The sequence below is a fragment of the Peribacillus sp. NPDC006672 genome (assembly GCF_050274955.1).
GTDB lineage: Bacteria > Bacillota > Bacilli > Bacillales > DSM-1321 > Peribacillus.
The window spans coordinates 43836-62756 of the sequence record NZ_JBNNOR010000010.1; the positions used below are offsets into that span (position 1 = coordinate 43836).

An 18921-nucleotide genomic window follows, 5' to 3' on the forward strand; every position below is an offset into this window, starting at 1 on the left:
ATCAGATTTCAGTCATTGGAGTGAAAACTTTGAATTCACATGAACTAGTTGAAAACAGAAAAATGAAGGTACTTCTATTTGGCTTTATTGACATGAATTCAATGGATGGATCTGCAGTATTTTTATCTTCCTTAGCATCAACCATTGCGTTAGATTCCAACATCGAAGTTGACTTACTTTTAGCTAGCCCGCTCAAACGTGATATCTTAATTCAGCCTCTAGAGAAATTTGATAATATAACCATTCTCAATCCTTTTGTTGATCCTTTTTTTAGTGCCAGCGATGATGAATGGGTGAAAAAAGGTGTCATTGATTTTGATATAGCTGAAATGCTCATTTCTCATTATTGGAGTCAAAAGGGATATGATTGGCTATTTGTTAGAAGCATTGAGACTGTTGAAAAAATAGCAAAGCATAAGCATATTATAAAGAATACATTAGTATATGCTACAGGATTGACTCACATCGGCCAGGATGTTAATGAAGAAAAGTTTGAGAGCATCAAAAATATATATGATCAGTGTGCGTATTTCTTATGTCAAACAGAAGAGATGTGCGAATTTGTCATAGAGATTCTTAAGTTGAATAAAGAAAAAAACAAAGTTTCCCTGCTTACCCCGATGATACCGAACGTTGAATCAGCTGAAGGGCAGACCAGGTTAAAAAACAAACTTGTATATACAGGGAAATTCGACCCAGATTGGAAGACCATTCCCATCATTACTGCTTTTAAAGAATTAAAACGCGAGATTCCGAATCTATCACTTGATGTGGCGGGGGATAAATTCAAATGGGTTAAAGATGATTCTCAGTTTAAAGAAGAAGCGGCTTACCTCCTTAAAAATACAGATGGGCTTACATGGTACGGGGCATTGACAAGGGAGAATGCCCAACAATTAATCGTGAACGGTGATATTGGAATAACCTGGAGAAGTGAGGAAATGGACAGCAGTCTGGAACTGTCTACAAAGCTATTGGAGTATGGGATTTTAAGGAAGGCTGTAATAATGAATCCAACCCAAATGCATATAAAGCTTTTTGGCGAAGATTACCCGTTATATGCTGTTACAGAGAAGGATTTCCGTGACGTAGTCAAATTAGCTTTATGCAATCAGGATATATATGAGTTTGCGGCAAAACGAATGTATCAAGTTAGCAGGCAGTTTTTGTTTTCGGAAGCATTAAAAAAATTGCAAGGGCTATTATGGAGTAGACGTATAACTGATTATGTGAATCAAAGCGGAAACGTGTATTTTTATATTGATGAAGAAGACTTTGATGAACTGAATAAGCATGCTCCATCAAAAAAAGTGAAAAAATTGCCTGCAGAGTTTAATGTTAACGAAGTTTTCACCTATATCGTGAAAAACATACCTGAAGAATTAAAACGGGTCGAAAAACTGTTTAAACTGTCTGGGTATGGTCAAATCACTTCAGCAAAAAAATCTGGATGTTATACATTTCTCCACATCCAAAAAAGTTATGGGAATTTTGAACAAAATTTTAAAAATAACATGCCGTTTCTAAAAGCTATAGGATTTGAAACCAATGGCACTCCTAAATTAAAACCAAAAGATGTGGAAGTTCCAATGAAAGACCGGATAATTGTTGAAAATAAAAACATTGATTTGAAAGTGAAAAATAAAGAATTTGTTAAACAAGTAAAACAATTAAAAAAACTGAACGCAGTTCAACTTAAACAAATTACCAAGTTAGAAAAACAAAACCTAGCACTTGGACGTAAATACGATTCACTTTCGAAGTCGAAAATGGGGAAAATGACTTTTAAATATTGGGATTTAAGAAAAAGGCTTAACTTTTAAAAAGGGAAGCCTGCAACTGACTTAGTAGAAAAATACTTCGTTATCCTTGTTGTTGATACGTCCAAAAAGCAATGCGTCCACGAGATTACCATTACTAATCAACCCTTTTCCATGCTAGTATTCTCTTTCCCTAAGAGAGAGATTACAGAGCTGCAAGTCAAAGTAAGCTGCCGTACTGGTTCCGTAATGGGTTCCAGGGTGTCATAGTTGAGTACCAACAGTATTCACAAGATACTGCTGAACTTGTAACGAAGTTTTCTTTAGAAGGAACAGATCGAAGGTTTGCTAGTGTTGGTTCTCCAAAAGTTACAACACCAGGTAGGTTGTCCACCATTTAATGATTATACAGCAAAACACGAATTGTATTTTGATGAAGGCCTTTCTGAGAAGTTTAATTTTTCAACAGATAACTTCCAACCGCTGCAAGCTGTATATGTAAAAAATACTGAAAACAGCAGGGGACCAGGAACCGATTTTACTTGAACTTGAACTTCCTTACCGACATGAAGAATTAGAAGATATTTAAAGAAGCAAGCCTTAAATGGCCTGCTCTTTTTATGTTTTCTTTAGCATCTCTTGGCTAGTTCAAATCTTATTGATTTTTTTGCGTCTGTTACATCTAAGGATATATCGTTCAACTTCAATAAGTGGAATCCAAAAGTAGAATAATAAGTAGACATAAAATCCAAGTAAGAATCTCTAGCTTTTCCAGCTTTCCAAGTAGATACGTATTCTACTTTGTCTTGTGTTAAATTTAAGTCCGCTTCAAGGGTATCAATCAAACTTGTTAATATGTTACTCAACATGGAGAGGTTATCTAATTCCGCTTTTAATTTTTCTTTTTCGCTCATGGCAACTTATCCGCTTGCACATACATTTCAGCAGAACTATTTAGCGTGTTAGACAAATCATTAGTGGTTTCACCAAACCATCTTTGAAACTCACTGATTGCATGTAATGCTTCAGCCTGGACCCCTGAATTCTTTTGAATCGATTCGAGGGAATTAATTTTGTTGCGAGCTCCATCAAATACAGAATCTACACGTTGATAAATCTCGATTAACTCTTTTGATAGTGATATTAAGTCATTCGGTACAACTTCAATTGTCGTGATATCTGTGGAAGCGTATCTTGGAGAATGCCATTCTCTATTGCCAGTTAGTGCATTAGTGAGAAATGAGGCGGAGAGGTTCCCAAATTTATCAAAGGTGTAATGCTGCATACCATGAAAATATTCTTCCTGTGATTTCTTATCACCGGTTATAGAGTTATAGAGTCTAACTAAAGGATTGGGCTGTTCATGATTTTCTACATCAAAAGTCATCCCTAGATAATAGGTAGAGCCAATGTGTTTTTCGTACGCATCAAAAGCTCCTGCTCCAACAGTATCTTTTGGGTGAACATAGTTAATGATACTTTTATCAAATCGTCCTTTTTTAACATCTTCTTGTAGATCCTCCGGTAGCAAATGCACCACACTTGGTGCGCTGAAGGTGACAGCTTCTAAATCGTGAATGGCTCCTGCATAGGATCAAGTGCACCACCCAAAGAGTGACCGGTTAGATGAATCTTTTTACTAGGACTTTGCTTCTTTACATCTTTCACTAATTGTTCGGCTTGCTTAAATTGATTGTCTGGATCAATGTGTTTTCCGGTATGCACAGGTGTATTTGAAAAAGCAATGTAGTTTATATCTGTATAAATGTCTTTAAATCCTTGAGTGCCCCTATAGGCTATAACTATATCTTCACCATTTTTATATACTTCAGCATCAAAGCTGGTATCTTTATCATGAAGGACGAAATCTTTATTCGATACTCTTTCCCAGCGTTGTTTTTTGCCACCTATCCTAATATCAACGTAGGTTGCGGGCTTTATATTGTATGCAACTTTACTTAACTCATGAGAAACCTTATCCGGTACTTTACCCATAATTGCTACTCATTTCCAATAACTGTATACTTGGATTTTAGAGTATTAGCTAGAGAGAGGCGAGTAAGGTGAGGAAATATCTGGGTGTTTTTTTAGCAATTATACTATTATTAGTGGGATGCAATAAGGAGGCAGGCATGGATAAAAAAGCGATTGAACAAAAAGCCAGGGCGATGGCTGTAGAATATTTTGCTATTGAGGAAGATATAAAGTTTGTCCCGGAAGAAACGGAGATTCATGATGATGATATAGCTACAGTAGTTGTTTATGGCCACAACAAAGAAACCAAGGAAAAGATATTTGCCTCAATGGATTATACAAATGATTTCAAAGTTGGGTCAACCGGAGGTTGGTAATGGGAGATCAAGAGTAAGACAATTAATCGAAGCAAAGAGCATCCTCAATAGGATTGCTCTTTTTTTCGGTTATAGGAACCTTTGCCTTTTTTGTTTTTAATAACTCGAGTGGAGGGGTCAAAGGCCCAGCGCATCCGGCTATTTGTCATTTCACCAATTGTTTTCTTATTCGCTTTAGTCATTGTATATATTCCTACTTTCATAGTTTATCCGAACAAAATTCTAGCTTTGTACACCTTTGTTTTTACTTGCAATAATTGAAGCCACAATTGCAAAGGGAAGTAAAAAGAAAGCTAGTATTCCATATGCGGCTCCTTCAAATCCCCTAATGTACTCAAAACTAATGTAAAACAAAATAATTGAAGCTATAAATGTTAATACGCCTGGCAATAGCCTTACAAATAAAGAGAGGTTTAATTTCCTAAACCACCAAGATAAAAGTATTATCATTATCCCTGGAACACATGCAATAAGAAGTGGAACTCCCAACATCATTTTGTAACCTCCTCAAAGTACTTATGTATCATATGCAAATAATACCAGAATAAGTAAATTATTTCTTGGTTTTTTGAAATATGAAAAAGACAGCCGGGGTAGCTGCCTTCTTCGTGTGAGGGAGGAAAATAAAATGTCGAACTAAGGTAAAGGTAGGTTTAATCAAGTTGGATTCACGGGAGGTGTGAAGGTAAAAGTTGTGAGGTAACTTACATTCTTAATAAAACCTTTTAGTCTTTAAACGTCAATTCTATACTTTATCTCTTTGAAATTTAAAAGACATTCTACAAAAATTCACAAATTCCTTCATAAAAATTCACTTTTAAATTAGTTTATTTTATCGAAATCAAAGGAAAATAGGAATATTTTACAGTAATATATACATTGTTGGAAAATATTTACAAAAAGGAGTATGATAAGGTTGAAGAAGTTAACCGGAGTTTTGTTATCAATTGTTTTTGCTTTAAGCATGTTCTTTCCTTTTACAGGTGGAGATAGTGCTAGTGCTGCCACAACAAGTAATGATGGGTTTATTGTATCTGACTCTAAAGTAGTTAAAAAGAAAGAGTATGAAGACCTTGCAGTAGATAGCAAAGGTGCAACAAGAAGCTAAATACTAAAAAGAGTGAGTCTAATAGTAATGGAATGACAGCTAAAGCTAATGCGCCAGCCAATTTCGTGAGAGTAGCCCATGAAACGCTATATGATGCTACAAAAGGAACTATTACCATTTCATCTAGAATTGAAATAATGACCGGGAAAAAACCGTATGTCATATGGACAGGTGGAAAACTTTATTCAGGTAAAGATCAGTATGGTAAATATACTCAAGTAACCAAATTTGATACGAAGTGGACAGGTGCAGATTTAAAAGTTGGTAAAAAATCATCAAAAACTTATAATAATAAAACTACGAATTTCTACAAGAGCTATCATAAAACTACGGTGGGCTGGAATGGTATTGGTACACGAACTAATGATGGAGAAACAGATGAAGTATTAGTTAATAAAAAGACAAGCGTTTACCCTGAAATATACAATTCACATAATCATACAACTATGTGGAAACCGACAAAAGCTGATATTAAGGTAGTACCAAAAGATAAACGAACTAAGAGGGATACCAATCTTAAGAGAAAATTTAGGACATGGTATATTAAACAATATGGAGATCCAGGCTGGGGCGCAACTTGGACTGGGCTTGAAGCACATCATGAATTGCCATTAGAATATGGTGGAACGAATTCGATGTCTAATGTATTCCCGTTGACAGCAGATCTCCATCGAAAAAGAGTATCTCCTTGGTGGGCTTCATATTAATGTAATTTTGGAGGGATAAGTAAAATGAGTCATTTCGTGCACAACACCCTATCTGGACTTAAGAAGTTGTTGAATAACAACAATCAAATGAAGACAATATCACACGAAGGGGAAGTTGGTAAAGTTTCTTGTTCCTTTAATGCTCCAATACAGACAACTGAAATAGAAATGTTTGAAAGGGAAAATAACGTCAAGCTTCCTGAAGACTACATGGCATTCTTAACACTCCATAATGGGGCAAGAATATATGAATTGATCGAAGAAGACAATATTAACATAGGGGGTGGTCTCCATTTATTTAGTTTAAATGAAGTAAAGGAAGCTCAAGAACTTGAGTTAATGGAGGGACGGGGGATTCCGATTGGGCATTTATTGGGTGATTGCTACCTCATATTAGATACAGAAAAACTAAAGGGTGGGGATCCAAATTACCTTAACATTTTGGAATTCACAGAACTTGTAACTCCAAATCTTAATTTCGAAATTTTCTTAGACCGCTACATTATTTCACAAGGAGTAGTGTTTTGGGACTGGCCTATTTACACAGCTGAAAACTACTATACTACCAGGTAAAATAAATAAAAAGAGCGATTGCGAATTAAATGCAGTCGCTCTTTTTAAATACTATTTCGATTCGATTTCAAGTATCACTGTTTCTTTATGTTTAGGATTTTTATTTGGTCTGTTTCGTAAATAACGTCTGCGGGATCGTTTAGTTCAGATTCTTCTTTAGAAGTCTTTTCTTTAGATGCCTTTACACTTGATTGAGAAGAACAACCAATTAATATTAAGCTAGCAAGTAAAATGAAGGCATATTTTTTAATCATGGTTGCAGCCCCTTATTTATTTGTTAAAAGCATAGCATGGAAAGACATCACTTTTGTGTCGTATTTTGCAAAGAAGGGGACAAATATTTTTAAAATCCACTCTTTCAACATAATACCTATTTAGTTGAAAGAGTGATGCATATAAATAAAAACCAGAGAAACCCCTGGCTTGATGGACAATATGTATACAGGCAGCATCAAAAATCTCAATACTTTGATGGCTACCTAGGTAATTTAATGCATCACTCATTTGACCTTTTTCTATTAATTCTTTCTGACCGTTCATATTCACATCATGGTCCAAAATTAAATTATAGAAATAAACAATTTCAGCTTCGTCAATAAGTTGTCAGGGAATATCCAAATTGACCCATTACCCTTCATTGATGTTATAATATTCTGAAAAAGGGGGGAGAGATGATGGAGGAGAATGTGCTAAAAGCGATTCAAGATGATTATCCAGATGCGTTTGCATGGTGTTATGGATGTGGTCGTTTAAATAAAGAGGGTCATCATTTTCGTACGGGGTGGCAAGGAGAGCAAACAAGGACAATTTATACACCACGTCCAGAGCATATCGCCATTCCAGGCTTTGTTTATGGCGGCTTGATTGCATCTTTAATTGATTGTCATGGAACAGGTTCCGCTGCTATTGCAATGCATCGTAAAAATGGTCATGAAGTTGGAGATGGAGTGGAGCCTCCCAGGTTCGTGACAGCTTCACTGAAAGTGGAATTCGTAAAGCCAACTCCCAATGATGTGCCATTAATAGCCGTTGGGACTGTTCATGAAATTCATCCAAAGAAATGGAGAATCGAAACAGAGGTATTTGCGATCGATAAACTTTGCGCCCGTGGAGAGGTAATCGCTGTTGTGATGCCAAGTACTTTTACAAGCAAAGAGAGGTCTTAATTAATGTAAACGCATTCAAATACAGAATTAGATTTTTAGTATCAAAGGGCCGTCCAATTATTTGGACGGTTATTTAGTGTATCTGAGTATCCATTTCAAGCATGTTATCGCTATAAAGTGGCATGTAGCTGGAAATCACAAGCGAAATATCAAGAGATTAATATACTTACATTATAAGCAAAGGGAGGTCGCAGAGATGAAAATAAACGTAGAGATAGATGAGGAGATCAAGGCGATAGAGGTGCTTATCCGGAATCACGAATGGAATGAGGAAGTGCAGGAACTGATGGAGCGCTTGAAGGAAAGGAAAAGACCGTATTTTGTTGGTAGGAAAGAAGAAATGCAGCATGTCTTCCGGGCAGAAGAAATTATCTGTTTGTTCACAGAGCAAGATTCCATAATGGTGCGGACGAAACAGGGTACTTTCGAAATGAAAGAAAGGTTATATGAACTGGAAAGGGACCTTCCTAGTAATCAATTCGTGCGATTGTCCAAGTCAGTGATTGCCAATTTGGATGAGTTAAGCAGATTCGAGGCATCTTTCAACGGGACCTTATGTGTGTATTTCCGATCAGGGGAAAAAGAATATGTTTCTAGGCACTATGTTCAAGGGATCAAGAAAGCATTTCAATGGAAAAGGAAGGGATTATGATGAAAACACTATTATTCCGTAGCTTTGTTGGGATTTGCTTTGGGGCACTCGTGATGGTGCTGACGTGTTTTGGAGTGATCGCTTTTGGGGAGATCACAGCATTAGACAGTGAAATTTTTGTAAAAAATGCGATAGGCTGCTTATTATGTGGCTGGTTCTTCAGCACGGCAACAATCATCTTTGAAAATGAAAAATGGAGTTTATTTTCTCAAACCATTCTGCACTTCCTGACTGTCAGCATTCTTTACTTCCTATTATCCTTTTTTGTTGGTTGGATTCCATTCAGCTTAAAAGGAATAGCTATAGGAGTTGGGATTTTCATACCATTCTATATGATTATCTGGACCGTATTCTATCTCTACTTTCGCTTCCAGGTGAAAATATTGAATGATGGACTTGATAAAAGAAGAAATTGAGAGTGGATTGACACATGGGATTGATCAGTTAGAGTAACGTAAGAAAAAAATAAACCGACAGAAAGACATTTTTATACACCGCCGGCTTCATGATACCTGTATCAACTACGGCTTTTACAATAAAAAGGGGAAGCTCTCTTAAATCTGCAAAACGGTGATTTAACTTCTACAATTGTGACCAAACAAGAACCCCAAAAAGAATAATGGGAACAGATGACATGAAGAGTCCGTACCAACTTAAACTGAAATCTTCTGGTTTTCCCATGAAAGCCCTAATACCTGCTCGATCTATAGCAGGTCTCTCATTTCATTTTTCCTGTGGCATTCACCCCCCCTTTGGATTTAAATAAAGAGACACCGATCTCCTGTTGTATCAGTGTCTCTTTATAATTTATCAATTTTGTATCATTATCATTTCATCATAGATTAAGTTTTGTCTAAGCTCAGTTGCTGTTTGCATGGATATTTGCTCATCTTCAACCATTTGCTGAATGATATCGCGTTTGAGTTGCATCGCATTCAACTGAAAATGACCCACCATCTCTTCAAGGCGATTTGCTTCTTTTTCACTTAATGTTCCGAATGGATTCAAATAACGATTATATCTTTGAATGACAAGCATGACTTCATGACGGTTTTCAGGTGTAGTTTGTTGTTGGATCAATAAAATGGCTTCCTTTGAAGCTTCTTTTTGCGCTTTACGGAACTCCCGGATCAGGTCCGCATTTTTAACGATGGAGTCCTCTAATTTCGCTTCCCATTTCTTATCCCATTTGACATTGATCTTTTTCTTGAAAAGAATGGCCTGCAAATTGATCCAAATCCTTTTCAGGGATGATTTTTGCATATAATTTAAGGTTCTGGAAATATAGACTTTATAAAGGTCAAAGGCTGTTTTAGATATAGTCCCTTTTTCGACTAATCCAGAAACGACGTCCAATTCCTTACTGGCCCCTAGCTTCACTAAATCGCGTATAGTCCGATTATCCGGTCTTTTCGTTATTCCCCGTTCCAAATCTATCAGTTGTTCATTTAAATCTTCCATTACTTGATGGACCGCTTTCTGATTATCCATTGTTGCTTCTTTGCTCAGCTGATTGATCGTCTTATTTAAAACAATTTTATAAGCCTCCTCAGAGGTTAGGCGTTCATCCTTGAATTCAATCGGTGTCTTGACCAGTAATGGCAAGAGAACCGTAGCAAATGTGACGCTTAACAATATAACGCAAGCTGCGATAAACAAAACTGTATTACGCATCGGGAATAAAGTATCATCCGGCATAAAATATGGTATGGATAAAGCTGTAGCTAATGTAATGGTTCCATGAATGCCGCAAACGGATGTCAGAAATGCAAATCGTGATCTTGATACATTCTCCTCATCGGTGTCTTTGCTATCTTCTGGATGAACCCTGGACATAATGAATTGCTCTAATGGATGCACTCTGTTTTTCGTAAAAGTATCATGCAGAATGTATACCCAAATAAAACGGATCACCAATAATAAAAGAACAATCAAGACACTTATCCCAAAAAGGTTACCCCTATTTAAGTTGGACTCAATTTCCTGATAAACACTCGGCAACATAAACCCTAACAAAGCAAATACAAGTCCATTCAAAACATAACCTAATACAGACCATGTATTAGTTGATACTATTTGCAATTTAGTTGTGGAACTCTGAAGGCGATCCCGCTCGATGCCATGAATTACACCTGCTGCAACAACTGCCAAGATTCCGGAAACATGGCATTCTTCAGCTACCATATATATGACAAAAGGCGTAATTAGCTCAATAACAATAGACATGGGGATTTCTTCAAGTCCATGTACCCGTAAAAATAATCGTAATTTAACGATTAAATAGCCCAATATGATACCTATAAAGATCCCGCCGAAAGCTACAAATATAAAATTAAGCGAAGCATCTTTTATAGAAAATACTCCAGTTAAGGCAGCTGCCAGGGCAACTTTAAAAGCAACGATTCCAGCAGCATCATTGAAAAGTGATTCACCTTCAAGGATGGGCATCATATTTCCTGGCAATTTCAATCCTTTTGTAATCGATTGTACCGCTACCGCATCCGTAGGGGTAATTGTGGCTGCTAAAGCAAAAGCAACGGCCATCGGCATATCCGGTATTAACCAGTGGATGAAAAAACCTCCTGCAAAAACAGTCACAAATACTAACCCAAAGGCCAATAACAGAATAGGCTTACGCAATTCAAGCATTTCTTTACGGGATGTATTTTTTCCTTCTGTAAAGAGCAGCGGAGCAATAACACAGATCATAAATAATTCTGAATGGAAATCCAACGATAAGTGAAGTGGTAACAATGAAAGTACTGCTCCCATGACTATCTGATATATTGGAAGCGGAAAACGAGGCCATATGGCATTCAATATGGTTGCAATTATTGTGGAAACCAATAATCCGAGCAAAGCGATTAAGAATGACATAGAATCCTCCTATCTTCTAATGTTTTAGTCTTTAGTGCCCATGAAACTTTTATAAAAGGTAAAAAAGCAGAGGCATTTAAAGCGATTATAATCCTTTAAAAAATAACCCCTACTTTATAAGTTAGATTTTTATTTTAAGAAACCCTTTTATAGTTATTCTTGAATCTTGTTCAGGAACCAGAATACTAAACAGTGATATGTAAGATCAGCCAATGTGTAGCCACGGTTTTTGATACCCCCTTGTCATTTATTACAAACAGGATATCCAAATGATTTTGGTTTATTCAATAGTTATTTACCCTTTAAAACTGCTTAAATGAAAATTAAATTTATGTTAGTCTCAGGATTTTCTGTATAAAATACCCTTTATGAAGAAACATAGAAAAATGGAGTTAGAGCGACCTGCAAAAAAATGGGGGTAACCAGCTTGATTCGTAATGTGGGCAAATTGTTAAGTAAATCGAAAGGGAAAAAATCCCGGATACAAAATAATCACCAAGATTCTAAGCCGGCAGATATACTTGATGCGAATTTCAGTCAAAATGTAGAAACACTTCGTTCTGTTTATGATAATTGTTCGGATGTCATCTTCCGTCCATTCTTACTTTTCGGAAAGACGCGGGCCATGCTTATCTACATTGAAGGTCTTTCGGACATTGAAGGGATAGAGGAATATGTTCTATCTCCACTCATGCAGGAATCCACGAGTGTATCACGGCCATTAAATGAGTTTCTTGAGCATAAAATGCCCGTTACTAAAGTGAAAAGAGTGAATATGCTAGCGGATTGCATTGAATCGATTTCTGCGGGGAATCCCATCCTTCTATATGAAGGGGAGGGAGATGGGTTTTCTTTAGGATTGTCCAAATGGGAAAATCGGGCAATTGAAGAACCTGTCGCAGAGGGGGGAATTAGGGGCTCGAGAGAGGGGTTCAATGAATCTCTTGTCATCAGTACCTCTCAATTACGGAGGATCATTAAAAGTCCTGCACTTAAAATACAGTCGATGAAAATCGGGAAATATACTAACACGAATGTAGCGATTGCTTATATCGAAGGACTTGTGGATAAATCCTTGATTAAGGAGATTACGGTTCGTTTAGAAAGAATCGAGCTAGACGGTATTTTGGAAAGCGGGTATATCGAGGAAATGATTGAGGACAATCCGTTTTCACCCTTCCCGCAGATCATGTCGACAGAACGGCCGGATGTAGCCTGTTCAAGCATGCTCGAAGGACGGGCTGTCATTCTAGTAGAGGGAACGCCCTTTACGCTAATTGCTCCGATATCCTTTTTTTCTTTGATTCAATCACAAGAGGATTATTATCAACGTTTCATGATGGGCACTTTCATTCGTTGGTTGCGTTTTTTTTTCATGTTATTATCCCTTATGCTTCCGTCCTTATATGTTGCCATTTTGACGTTCCACCAAGAGGCAGTCCCAACTGCATTGCTGCTAAGCATGGCTGCATCCCGGGAATCGGTTCCTTTTCCAGCCGTAGTAGAGGCATTGATAATGGAGGTTACCTTTGAAGCCCTGAGAGAGGCTGGGGTCCGACTGCCGAAGCAGGTAGGTTCCGCTGTCAGCATTGTTGGCGCGCTCGTGATTGGTCAGGCCTCCGTTCAAGCTGGCTTGGTTTCGGCACCAATGGTCATAGTGGTTGCAATCACGGGAATCGCGTCTTTTATGGTTCCCCGTTATATTGCAGGAATCGCTATCCGGATGCTGCGTTTCCCAATGATGCTGCTTGCCGGTACATTAGGGCTGCTCGGCATCATGATGGGGATCATTGCCATAGTCATTCACTTATGCAGCTTGCGTTCCTTTGGCGTTCCCTATTTAACGCCATTTGGTCCGTTAAAAGGTAGGGAGCTGAAAGATGTGCTGTGGAGGGCTCCTTGGTGGATGATGGATACACGTCCGCACCTCACAGGGAATCCTGACCTATACCGTCAGCCACCTGAACAGGGGCCAAAACCAAAAGGGGGAAGTGAAAAGGAATGAAGAATGTCAGGGACCCAATAAAGATGCTGGAGAACGTAAAAAGGAATCAATTCAAGAAAATGGTCATTCTTTTGATAGCAATGAACCCGATAGTGAGCGGTTGCTGGGATCGAGTGGAAGTCAATGATTTGGCGATTGTCACAGCGGCTGCCATCGATAAGAAGGATAATAATCAAATCGAACTATCCATCCAGGTTTTCATCCCCAAATCAATGAGCAGCGGAGGGGGCCAAGGAGGACCAAGTCAAGGAGGGAGCGGGGCTACGACGCTGGTGAGAACAGAAATAGGGTCCAATATTTCAGAGGCATTGTCAAAGCTCCAAAGCAAGATTCCGCGAAAAATATTTTGGGGACATTGTAAAGTATTTGTATTCGGTGAACAGTTAGCCAAGGAAGGGATACAGGAACAGCTTGATTTTTTGCTGCGCCATCCGCAGCCAAGGGAAAGAGCGAATGTGTATGTCAGTGAAGGGAAAGCGAAGCCTATACTTGAATCAGTTCCTCCGCTGGAAAGCTATTCAGCGAAAGTGCTTAAGGAATTATCTGATTTACATATTGGAATGCTGGTCACACTACAGAAATTGGATGAAATGTTAACGGGTAAACCTCAAGCTGCCGTACTTCCATTCATTAAAATATTGCCGCCAGAGAAAGGGGAAAAGAATTTACAGGGGATTCCTTACATTGTCGGAACAGCCGTGTTCAAAAAAGATAAGATGACTGGGACGATGACGGAAAAGGAAACTAGAGGGCTATTGTGGTTAAGGGATGAAATGGAATCATACACTGTTTCCATAAAACCAAAAGGCGTGAAAGGGGAGATATCATTAAGTCCAGTGTCAGCGCAAATAAAGATCATTCCGCAAATTATCAATGACAAATGGAAATTGTTAGTGAAGATTAATACGGAAGGAACTGTCATACAGAATGAAACGAATTTAAACCTTTCAAGTCCCAACTCAATAAAGGTTGCAGAAGAAGCCTATCAAAAGGGTATAGAAAAGCGTATTTTACTGGCTTTTAAGCAGACTCAGCAGAAGAAAGCGGACATTTTGGGTTTAGGTAAGGTATTCTACCGGAAATATCCTAACCAGTTTAATAAGGTTGAAAACCAATGGAATGAGGTATTCGCAGAGATGGAAGTGGAAATCGATGTTAATGCCAATATTCGCCGACAGGGCTATATAAACAAACCGGCGGGGGTGTCTGAAAACGAGGTGAAGGACAAGTGAAATGGGTGGCTCTTTTGTATACAACCGTGATTGTAGCTATAATCATTTTGTTTGAATGGCCGAAAATGAAACAAAATCCCAAAATAGACAAACGGGCATTTATATCACTTCTCCTCATCGGCTTGGTTCTGTCCATGTTCAATCTCCCGCAGGTGACAGGACCGTCTAAATGGATCGAAGCTCTTTTTAAGCCGTTTGGAGAGTTTATGGAAAAGTAAAACAAACAGTGGGTTTCGTGATTTCAATTTTCCATACCGTAACGGAAAGGAGAAAGTTAATGGAGAAAGGAAAAATTTCATCACTGCAGATGGCACTCATGATGTATCCGACGATTGTAGCAACGGCTCTTCTCGGGGTTCCAAGCATAACAGCGAAATATGCCAAAAATGATTTATGGCTTTCCCCCATTTTTGCTGCGCTTATAGGGTGTCTGACGGTGTATATCGCTTTTAAACTGCACAAGCTTTATCCGAAACAAACGGTGATCCAATTAAGTGAACGGATTATTGGGGTGATTCCGGGGAAAATTCTCGGTTTTTTATTCTTGTTTTTTTATATCCAGAACACGGGGCTGATCCTCAGAAGTTACGGAGAATTTGTTGTCGACTCTTTTCTGGTAAATACCCCGATTAGCGTAATCATGGCATCGATGGTGCTTCTGTGTGCCTTCATCGTACGCGGGGGTATTGAAGTGTTGGGGAGAGCTGCTGAATTTTTTGTACCTGTATTTATTTTGCCAATCTGTGTCCTAATCATCTTACTGATCCCTGATCTTGAATTCAAAAATATATTCCCGATATTGGGAAATGGAATTATGCCTCCAATCAAGGGTGCGATTGCACCGGGGGGATGGTTCAGCGAGTTTTTCCTGATCATTTTTCTCCTCCCTTTTTTAGCTGATATGAAAAAAGGAATGAAATCCGGGATGATGACTGTTTTTGCCGTGATGATGACGTTAATGGTGGTGAATCTTATGGTTCTTTTTGTACTCGGGTCAACAACAGCCACCAAGGTTTATCCCCTGATGAATGTATCTCGATATATCAGCATCGGCGACTTTTTTGAACATTTGGAGTCAGCCGTCATGGCCGTATGGATAGTAGGGGCGTTTGTCAAAATTTCCGTGTTTTATTATGCGGCTGCATTGGGTACTGCCCAGTGGCTTAATCTCTCCAGCTATCGGCCTGTTGTATGGCCGATAGGGATTTTGATAGTGGAATTCGGTTTTTGGTCGTTTCCTAGCTCTATGGATGTTAATCGTAATGATATCAACGTCTACCCTTTTCAAGGAATTTTAATGCAAACCATCATTCCGCTTTTATTATTGGTGATAGCTGTTATTCGTAAAAAAAATGGACAGAGTAAGGGAAGCAATTCAAGCTAACCTTTTCTGTCACTTGGTTTAAGAGACCTAAAAAGAGTATGTAATTAAAGTATGCCCCATTCGGAAAAGATACCTTTTCGAATGGTTTTTTTGTTATGAGGGAAAAAAGAGAATCGCTGACGATCATTTTACCAGATTATTTGGCAGTAGGGTGATGTTCGTTATAGACCAAAAAAATAGTGTTCATTATTTATTGAAGACCTAAAAAAACAATTTTTTCAAACCGTTTTAATGTTTGTCCCGTTATCTATAGTACAGAGGTTTTTTTAGAAAGGAGAGAAGAAAGAAATGAAGAAAAAGGTCATTTTTGTTGGGTGGATATCATTGATGTTAGTCTTGGTAGGATTTTCAACGGAAATGGATTCGAAACCGGGGCAAACAGTCAACGATGTCGTAAAAGTATACGGTCCAGGTGGCCCTCTTGGACCAATCAAGGAAGTAGCGGAGCAATTCACCAAAGAAACGGGAATAAAAGTTGAGGTAACAGCGGGACCCGAAGAAAAATGGATTGATCAAGCCAAGCAGGATGCCGATATCATTTACGGGGGTTCCGAGTATATGCTAACTGATTTCATGCTTAATCATCCAGGCATCATTAATGAAAAGAGCCTTACTGAATTGTATTCGAGGGCAGCTGGAATTCTGGTTAGAAAAGGAAACCCAAAGAATATACAGTCTTTGGAGGATTTAACGAAGAAGGGCGTAAAGATTGTGGATGTTAATGGAGCCGGGCAACTGGGGCTATGGGAAGATTTGGCGGGAAGAAAAGGAGTTATTTCTGGAATTAGCAGGAATATTGCCATTTCAGTAAAGTCCAGTGCAGAAGCTATCGATCTATGGAAGGCAAATTCTAAATTCGACGCTTGGATAACATATGAATCCTGGCATTACCGTCTGTCGGATGTGACGGACCTGGTTCAACTCCCTGAGGAAGACAAGCTATATAGGGGAACTCCGGTAAGCATAACAAGTAAGAGTGAAAACAAGAAAAAGGCAAAACAATTTATTGACTATCTTAAAACGGAAGAATCCCATCAAGTATTTCAAAAATGGGGATGGAAGTAGAATAGCGAGGAGTGAGAGTGTATGAAAAAGTGGATGGTTTTTTCGGTATTAATGATGGTACTAGTTTTGGTGGCTTGTGGGAATGAAGCGAAAGATTCACCCAAAAAGAATCAAGTTGTTAGTGGTACTGCCGATGAAAAAGCAATAACCCTAAAATTATTGGAAAGTGAAAAAATAGGCGAATACTTGGCTGATTCCAAGGGAATGACACTTTACTTTTTCAAAAACGATAAATCTGGAAAAAGCAATTGTGCGGATGAATGTCTGGAAAAATGGCCGCCGTTCATGGAAAGGGATTTTGCTGTCCCTAAGGGATTTGAGGAAAAAGACTTTGGAACCATTAAAAGGGAAGATACAGCGGAAGAGCAGGTAACGTACAAAGGATTTCCACTCTACTATTTTGTGAATGATAAGGTAGCGGGGGAGGTCAATGGTGAAGGAGTGAAAAATGTTTGGTATATTGTAAATAATGAGACGGTTTTTCCAAAATAAGAAAAAAAGGGACGATCACTGGTGGTCGTTCCTGTTGTTCGTTTTCCAAATTTACTTGGTGAGGAGTTGCAGGTGCGATTGAAAGAAAAACTTGATAAGGAATTGATGGCATTAGTAATGAAAAAGCATCGTCCTGCCCTGGAAGAACTTTATGACCGGCATATTAAATTAATCTATGGTTTTATTTTTAAATTCACAAATGGAAATGCTGAAAAAACAAAAGAGATAGTGCAGTTGGTCTTTTTAAAGCTCTGGACCACAAAAAGCAGTTATAATTCCGAAAAGGGGCACTTTGTAAGCTGGCTTTTGACCGTTACACGGAATGTATGTGTGGATTATGCCCGTAAAGACAGTGTTCATATTCGGAATAACAAACAAATGGACATGAGCCATCCAATTGACATGGAAGATCCGAATAATGATATAGAAAATGGGCTATTATCCAGTGAAATTGCCGATGCAAAAAGTAAATTAAGCAAGCCGCAAAAAAGACTGATCGATTTACTGTATTGGAAAGGGTATTCGCTAACGGAAATTGCCAAAATTGAAAATGAACCGGTCGGTACCATCAAAAGCAGACTTCATCAGTCGCTTAAACAGTTGAAAAAGCATTTGGAAGTAGGTGGTTTGTAAATGAATACAGAATGCGTTAACCTGCTTTCATTTTTATCGGGTGAACTGGGGGAAAAAGAAAAAAAGGCATTCGCGGAACACTTAATTCATTGCTCTGAATGCATTAGGGAGTATGAACAAATGACGGAAGCCTGGAATTCATTGAAATGGGATTTCGAAGAAATAGAACCTTCTTCTTCTCTGAAATCAGAGGTTATGAATTTTGTTTTTGAGCCTAATAATGAAATTCCGGTGCTTAAGGAAAAGAAATGGAGTAGTTTTTTCCTTAAGCAGTTTACACCCGTAACTTCAGGTATCTTGCTGGCCACTCTAGTTTTGGCGTTTGTGATGTTGTATTCCAATATTCAACTAAAAAAAGAACTTGCAGCCATCAATCTGCCAATGGAGGTTAAAACGTCACTATCTTTGCAGCCTGCTGATAAGTCGGCTATAAAGATGAATACGGACGGTGCTGCATTTATTTTGCAGCAAGGGGAAGAAAGAAGGTTAATCGTTCAGATTCAGAATTTGCCTAGCCTTCAAGAATCCGAGGTGTATCAGGTATGGTTGCTGAAAGATGGAAAACGGACAAATGCAGGAACCTTCAAGCCTGATGAAGCAGGTACAGGATCGTTGACATACAAACTGTCCATTAATGATCAATTCAATCAAATTGGCATCACAAAAGAACCAGATTCAAATAGTACAAAGCCGAGAGGTGAAAAAATAGTTGGATCTTCATAAAAATAAGAGACTTGCCCGCAAAAGGGAAGTCTCTTATTTTCTGTTCGAACCTGAATTTAATAGCTAAGTGAAATACGAATTGGAATATAAGTGTTTACCATTCACTATCGATCACTAGAAGCGAATAACCAGCATGCTTCGGTTGGGGGCAAATGGACTTGTTTAAGGTTAGACAAACATTGTCCTTTTCATG

General features: G+C 38.3%; 23 protein-coding genes. 16 read left to right on the forward strand and 7 right to left on the reverse strand.

What is annotated here, in order from left to right:
* The first annotated feature begins 29 nt into the window (after nucleotides 1–29).
* Nucleotides 30–1823, forward strand: a complete 1794-nt coding sequence (locus ACQKKK_RS17110) for a hypothetical protein (protein WP_427617556.1) — start codon at nucleotides 30–32, stop codon at nucleotides 1821–1823.
* 566 nt (nucleotides 1824–2389) lie between these two features.
* On the opposite strand, the gene ACQKKK_RS17115 is transcribed toward ACQKKK_RS17110, so the two are convergent.
* From ACQKKK_RS17115 to ACQKKK_RS17125, 3 genes are read right to left on the reverse strand one after another with little or no spacing between them, the layout of a single operon-like run.
* Nucleotides 2390–2674, reverse strand: coding sequence for a hypothetical protein (locus tag ACQKKK_RS17115; protein ID WP_427617557.1), 285 nt, complete (start codon nucleotides 2672–2674; stop codon nucleotides 2390–2392).
* Nucleotides 2671–3291, reverse strand: coding sequence for a hypothetical protein (locus tag ACQKKK_RS17120; RefSeq protein ID WP_427617559.1), 621 nt, complete (start codon nucleotides 3289–3291; stop codon nucleotides 2671–2673). The genes ACQKKK_RS17115 and ACQKKK_RS17120 overlap by 4 nt, the downstream gene beginning before the upstream one ends.
* 35 nt (nucleotides 3292–3326) lie before the next feature.
* Complete coding sequence (locus tag ACQKKK_RS17125) at nucleotides 3327–3755, reverse strand: lipase family protein (protein ID WP_427617560.1); 429 nt, start codon at nucleotides 3753–3755, stop codon at nucleotides 3327–3329.
* A 137-nt stretch (nucleotides 3756–3892) separates the two neighbouring features.
* Here ACQKKK_RS17125 and ACQKKK_RS17130 point away from each other — a divergent pair, with 137 nt between their 5' ends.
* The gene (locus tag ACQKKK_RS17130; protein WP_427617562.1) at nucleotides 3893–4111 is read left to right on the forward strand and encodes a hypothetical protein; all 219 of its coding nucleotides are present in this window, start codon (nucleotides 3893–3895) and stop codon (nucleotides 4109–4111) included.
* A 44-nt stretch (nucleotides 4112–4155) separates the two neighbouring features.
* Here ACQKKK_RS17130 and arfA read toward each other — a convergent pair whose 3' ends face one another.
* Nucleotides 4156–4293: an alternative ribosome rescue factor ArfA gene (arfA, locus tag ACQKKK_RS17135; protein ID WP_427617564.1), complete on the reverse strand. Its 138-nt coding sequence runs from the start codon at nucleotides 4291–4293 to the stop codon at nucleotides 4156–4158.
* A gap of 40 nt (nucleotides 4294–4333) precedes the next feature.
* Nucleotides 4334–4606, reverse strand: a complete 273-nt coding sequence (locus ACQKKK_RS17140) for a YesK family protein (protein ID WP_427617566.1) — start codon at nucleotides 4604–4606, stop codon at nucleotides 4334–4336.
* A 421-nt stretch (nucleotides 4607–5027) separates the two neighbouring features.
* Here ACQKKK_RS17140 and ACQKKK_RS17145 point away from each other — a divergent pair, with 421 nt between their 5' ends.
* The 3 genes from ACQKKK_RS17145 to ACQKKK_RS17155 are packed head-to-tail and all read left to right on the forward strand — an operon-like array spanning nucleotide 5028 to nucleotide 6499.
* Nucleotides 5028–5219 carry a hypothetical protein gene (locus ACQKKK_RS17145; protein ID WP_427617568.1) on the forward strand — a complete coding sequence of 64 codons (192 nt, stop codon included), beginning with the start codon at nucleotides 5028–5030 and terminating at the stop codon, nucleotides 5217–5219.
* Nucleotides 5220–5251: 32 nt separating this feature from the next.
* Nucleotides 5252–5926, forward strand: coding sequence for an HNH endonuclease signature motif containing protein (locus tag ACQKKK_RS17150; protein WP_427617570.1), 675 nt, complete (start codon nucleotides 5252–5254; stop codon nucleotides 5924–5926).
* Nucleotides 5927–5950: 24 nt separating this feature from the next.
* A complete protein-coding gene (locus ACQKKK_RS17155) occupies nucleotides 5951–6499 on the forward strand; it encodes an SMI1/KNR4 family protein (RefSeq protein ID WP_427617572.1) in 549 nt (182 codons plus the stop codon).
* 74 nt (nucleotides 6500–6573) lie between these two features.
* Here ACQKKK_RS17155 and ACQKKK_RS17160 read toward each other — a convergent pair whose 3' ends face one another.
* Nucleotides 6574–6753 carry a hypothetical protein gene (locus ACQKKK_RS17160; RefSeq protein WP_427617573.1) on the reverse strand — a complete coding sequence of 60 codons (180 nt, stop codon included), beginning with the start codon at nucleotides 6751–6753 and terminating at the stop codon, nucleotides 6574–6576.
* A 420-nt stretch (nucleotides 6754–7173) separates the two neighbouring features.
* Between ACQKKK_RS17160 and ACQKKK_RS17165 the strand changes: the two genes are divergently transcribed.
* From ACQKKK_RS17165 to ACQKKK_RS17175, 3 genes are all read left to right on the forward strand, one after another.
* Nucleotides 7174–7665 carry a PaaI family thioesterase gene (locus ACQKKK_RS17165; RefSeq protein WP_427617819.1) on the forward strand — a complete coding sequence of 164 codons (492 nt, stop codon included), beginning with the start codon at nucleotides 7174–7176 and terminating at the stop codon, nucleotides 7663–7665.
* A 196-nt stretch (nucleotides 7666–7861) separates the two neighbouring features.
* Nucleotides 7862–8317, forward strand: coding sequence for a LytTR family DNA-binding domain-containing protein (locus tag ACQKKK_RS17170; RefSeq protein ID WP_427617574.1), 456 nt, complete (start codon nucleotides 7862–7864; stop codon nucleotides 8315–8317).
* On the forward strand, nucleotides 8314–8733 hold the full coding sequence (locus tag ACQKKK_RS17175; protein ID WP_427617576.1) for a DUF3021 domain-containing protein: 420 nt from the start codon (nucleotides 8314–8316) through the stop codon (nucleotides 8731–8733). The genes ACQKKK_RS17170 and ACQKKK_RS17175 overlap by 4 nt, the downstream gene beginning before the upstream one ends.
* A gap of 394 nt (nucleotides 8734–9127) precedes the next feature.
* Here the strand turns inward: ACQKKK_RS17175 and ACQKKK_RS17180 are convergent, their stop codons facing one another.
* On the reverse strand, nucleotides 9128–11194 hold the full coding sequence (locus ACQKKK_RS17180; protein ID WP_427617577.1) for a Na+/H+ antiporter: 2067 nt from the start codon (nucleotides 11192–11194) through the stop codon (nucleotides 9128–9130).
* A gap of 412 nt (nucleotides 11195–11606) precedes the next feature.
* On the opposite strand from ACQKKK_RS17180, the gene ACQKKK_RS17185 reads away from it, so the two are divergent.
* The 8 genes from ACQKKK_RS17185 to ACQKKK_RS17220 all read left to right on the forward strand — a co-directional run bounded on the left by ACQKKK_RS17185 (nucleotide 11607) and on the right by ACQKKK_RS17220 (nucleotide 18728).
* Nucleotides 11607–13199 (forward strand): spore germination protein, encoded by a 1593-nt coding sequence (locus ACQKKK_RS17185; protein WP_427617579.1) that lies wholly within the window; start codon nucleotides 11607–11609, stop codon nucleotides 13197–13199.
* Nucleotides 13196–14431 carry a Ger(x)C family spore germination protein gene (locus tag ACQKKK_RS17190; RefSeq protein WP_427617581.1) on the forward strand — a complete coding sequence of 412 codons (1236 nt, stop codon included), beginning with the start codon at nucleotides 13196–13198 and terminating at the stop codon, nucleotides 14429–14431. The genes ACQKKK_RS17185 and ACQKKK_RS17190 overlap by 4 nt, the downstream gene beginning before the upstream one ends.
* On the forward strand, nucleotides 14428–14649 hold the full coding sequence (locus ACQKKK_RS17195; RefSeq protein WP_427617583.1) for a hypothetical protein: 222 nt from the start codon (nucleotides 14428–14430) through the stop codon (nucleotides 14647–14649). The genes ACQKKK_RS17190 and ACQKKK_RS17195 overlap by 4 nt, the downstream gene beginning before the upstream one ends.
* A 59-nt stretch (nucleotides 14650–14708) precedes the next feature.
* Complete coding sequence (locus tag ACQKKK_RS17200; protein ID WP_427617585.1) at nucleotides 14709–15815, forward strand: GerAB/ArcD/ProY family transporter; 1107 nt, start codon at nucleotides 14709–14711, stop codon at nucleotides 15813–15815.
* A gap of 288 nt (nucleotides 15816–16103) precedes the next feature.
* On the forward strand, nucleotides 16104–16880 hold the full coding sequence (locus tag ACQKKK_RS17205; protein WP_427617587.1) for an extracellular solute-binding protein: 777 nt from the start codon (nucleotides 16104–16106) through the stop codon (nucleotides 16878–16880).
* A 21-nt stretch (nucleotides 16881–16901) separates the two neighbouring features.
* Complete coding sequence (locus ACQKKK_RS17210; RefSeq protein WP_427617589.1) at nucleotides 16902–17372, forward strand: hypothetical protein; 471 nt, start codon at nucleotides 16902–16904, stop codon at nucleotides 17370–17372.
* Between the two features lie 78 nt (nucleotides 17373–17450).
* On the forward strand, nucleotides 17451–18005 hold the full coding sequence (locus ACQKKK_RS17215; RefSeq protein WP_427617591.1) for an RNA polymerase sigma factor: 555 nt from the start codon (nucleotides 17451–17453) through the stop codon (nucleotides 18003–18005).
* A complete protein-coding gene (locus tag ACQKKK_RS17220; protein WP_427617593.1) occupies nucleotides 18006–18728 on the forward strand; it encodes an anti-sigma factor domain-containing protein in 723 nt (240 codons plus the stop codon). It begins immediately after the preceding gene.
* The last annotated feature ends 193 nt before the right edge of the window (nucleotides 18729–18921 follow it).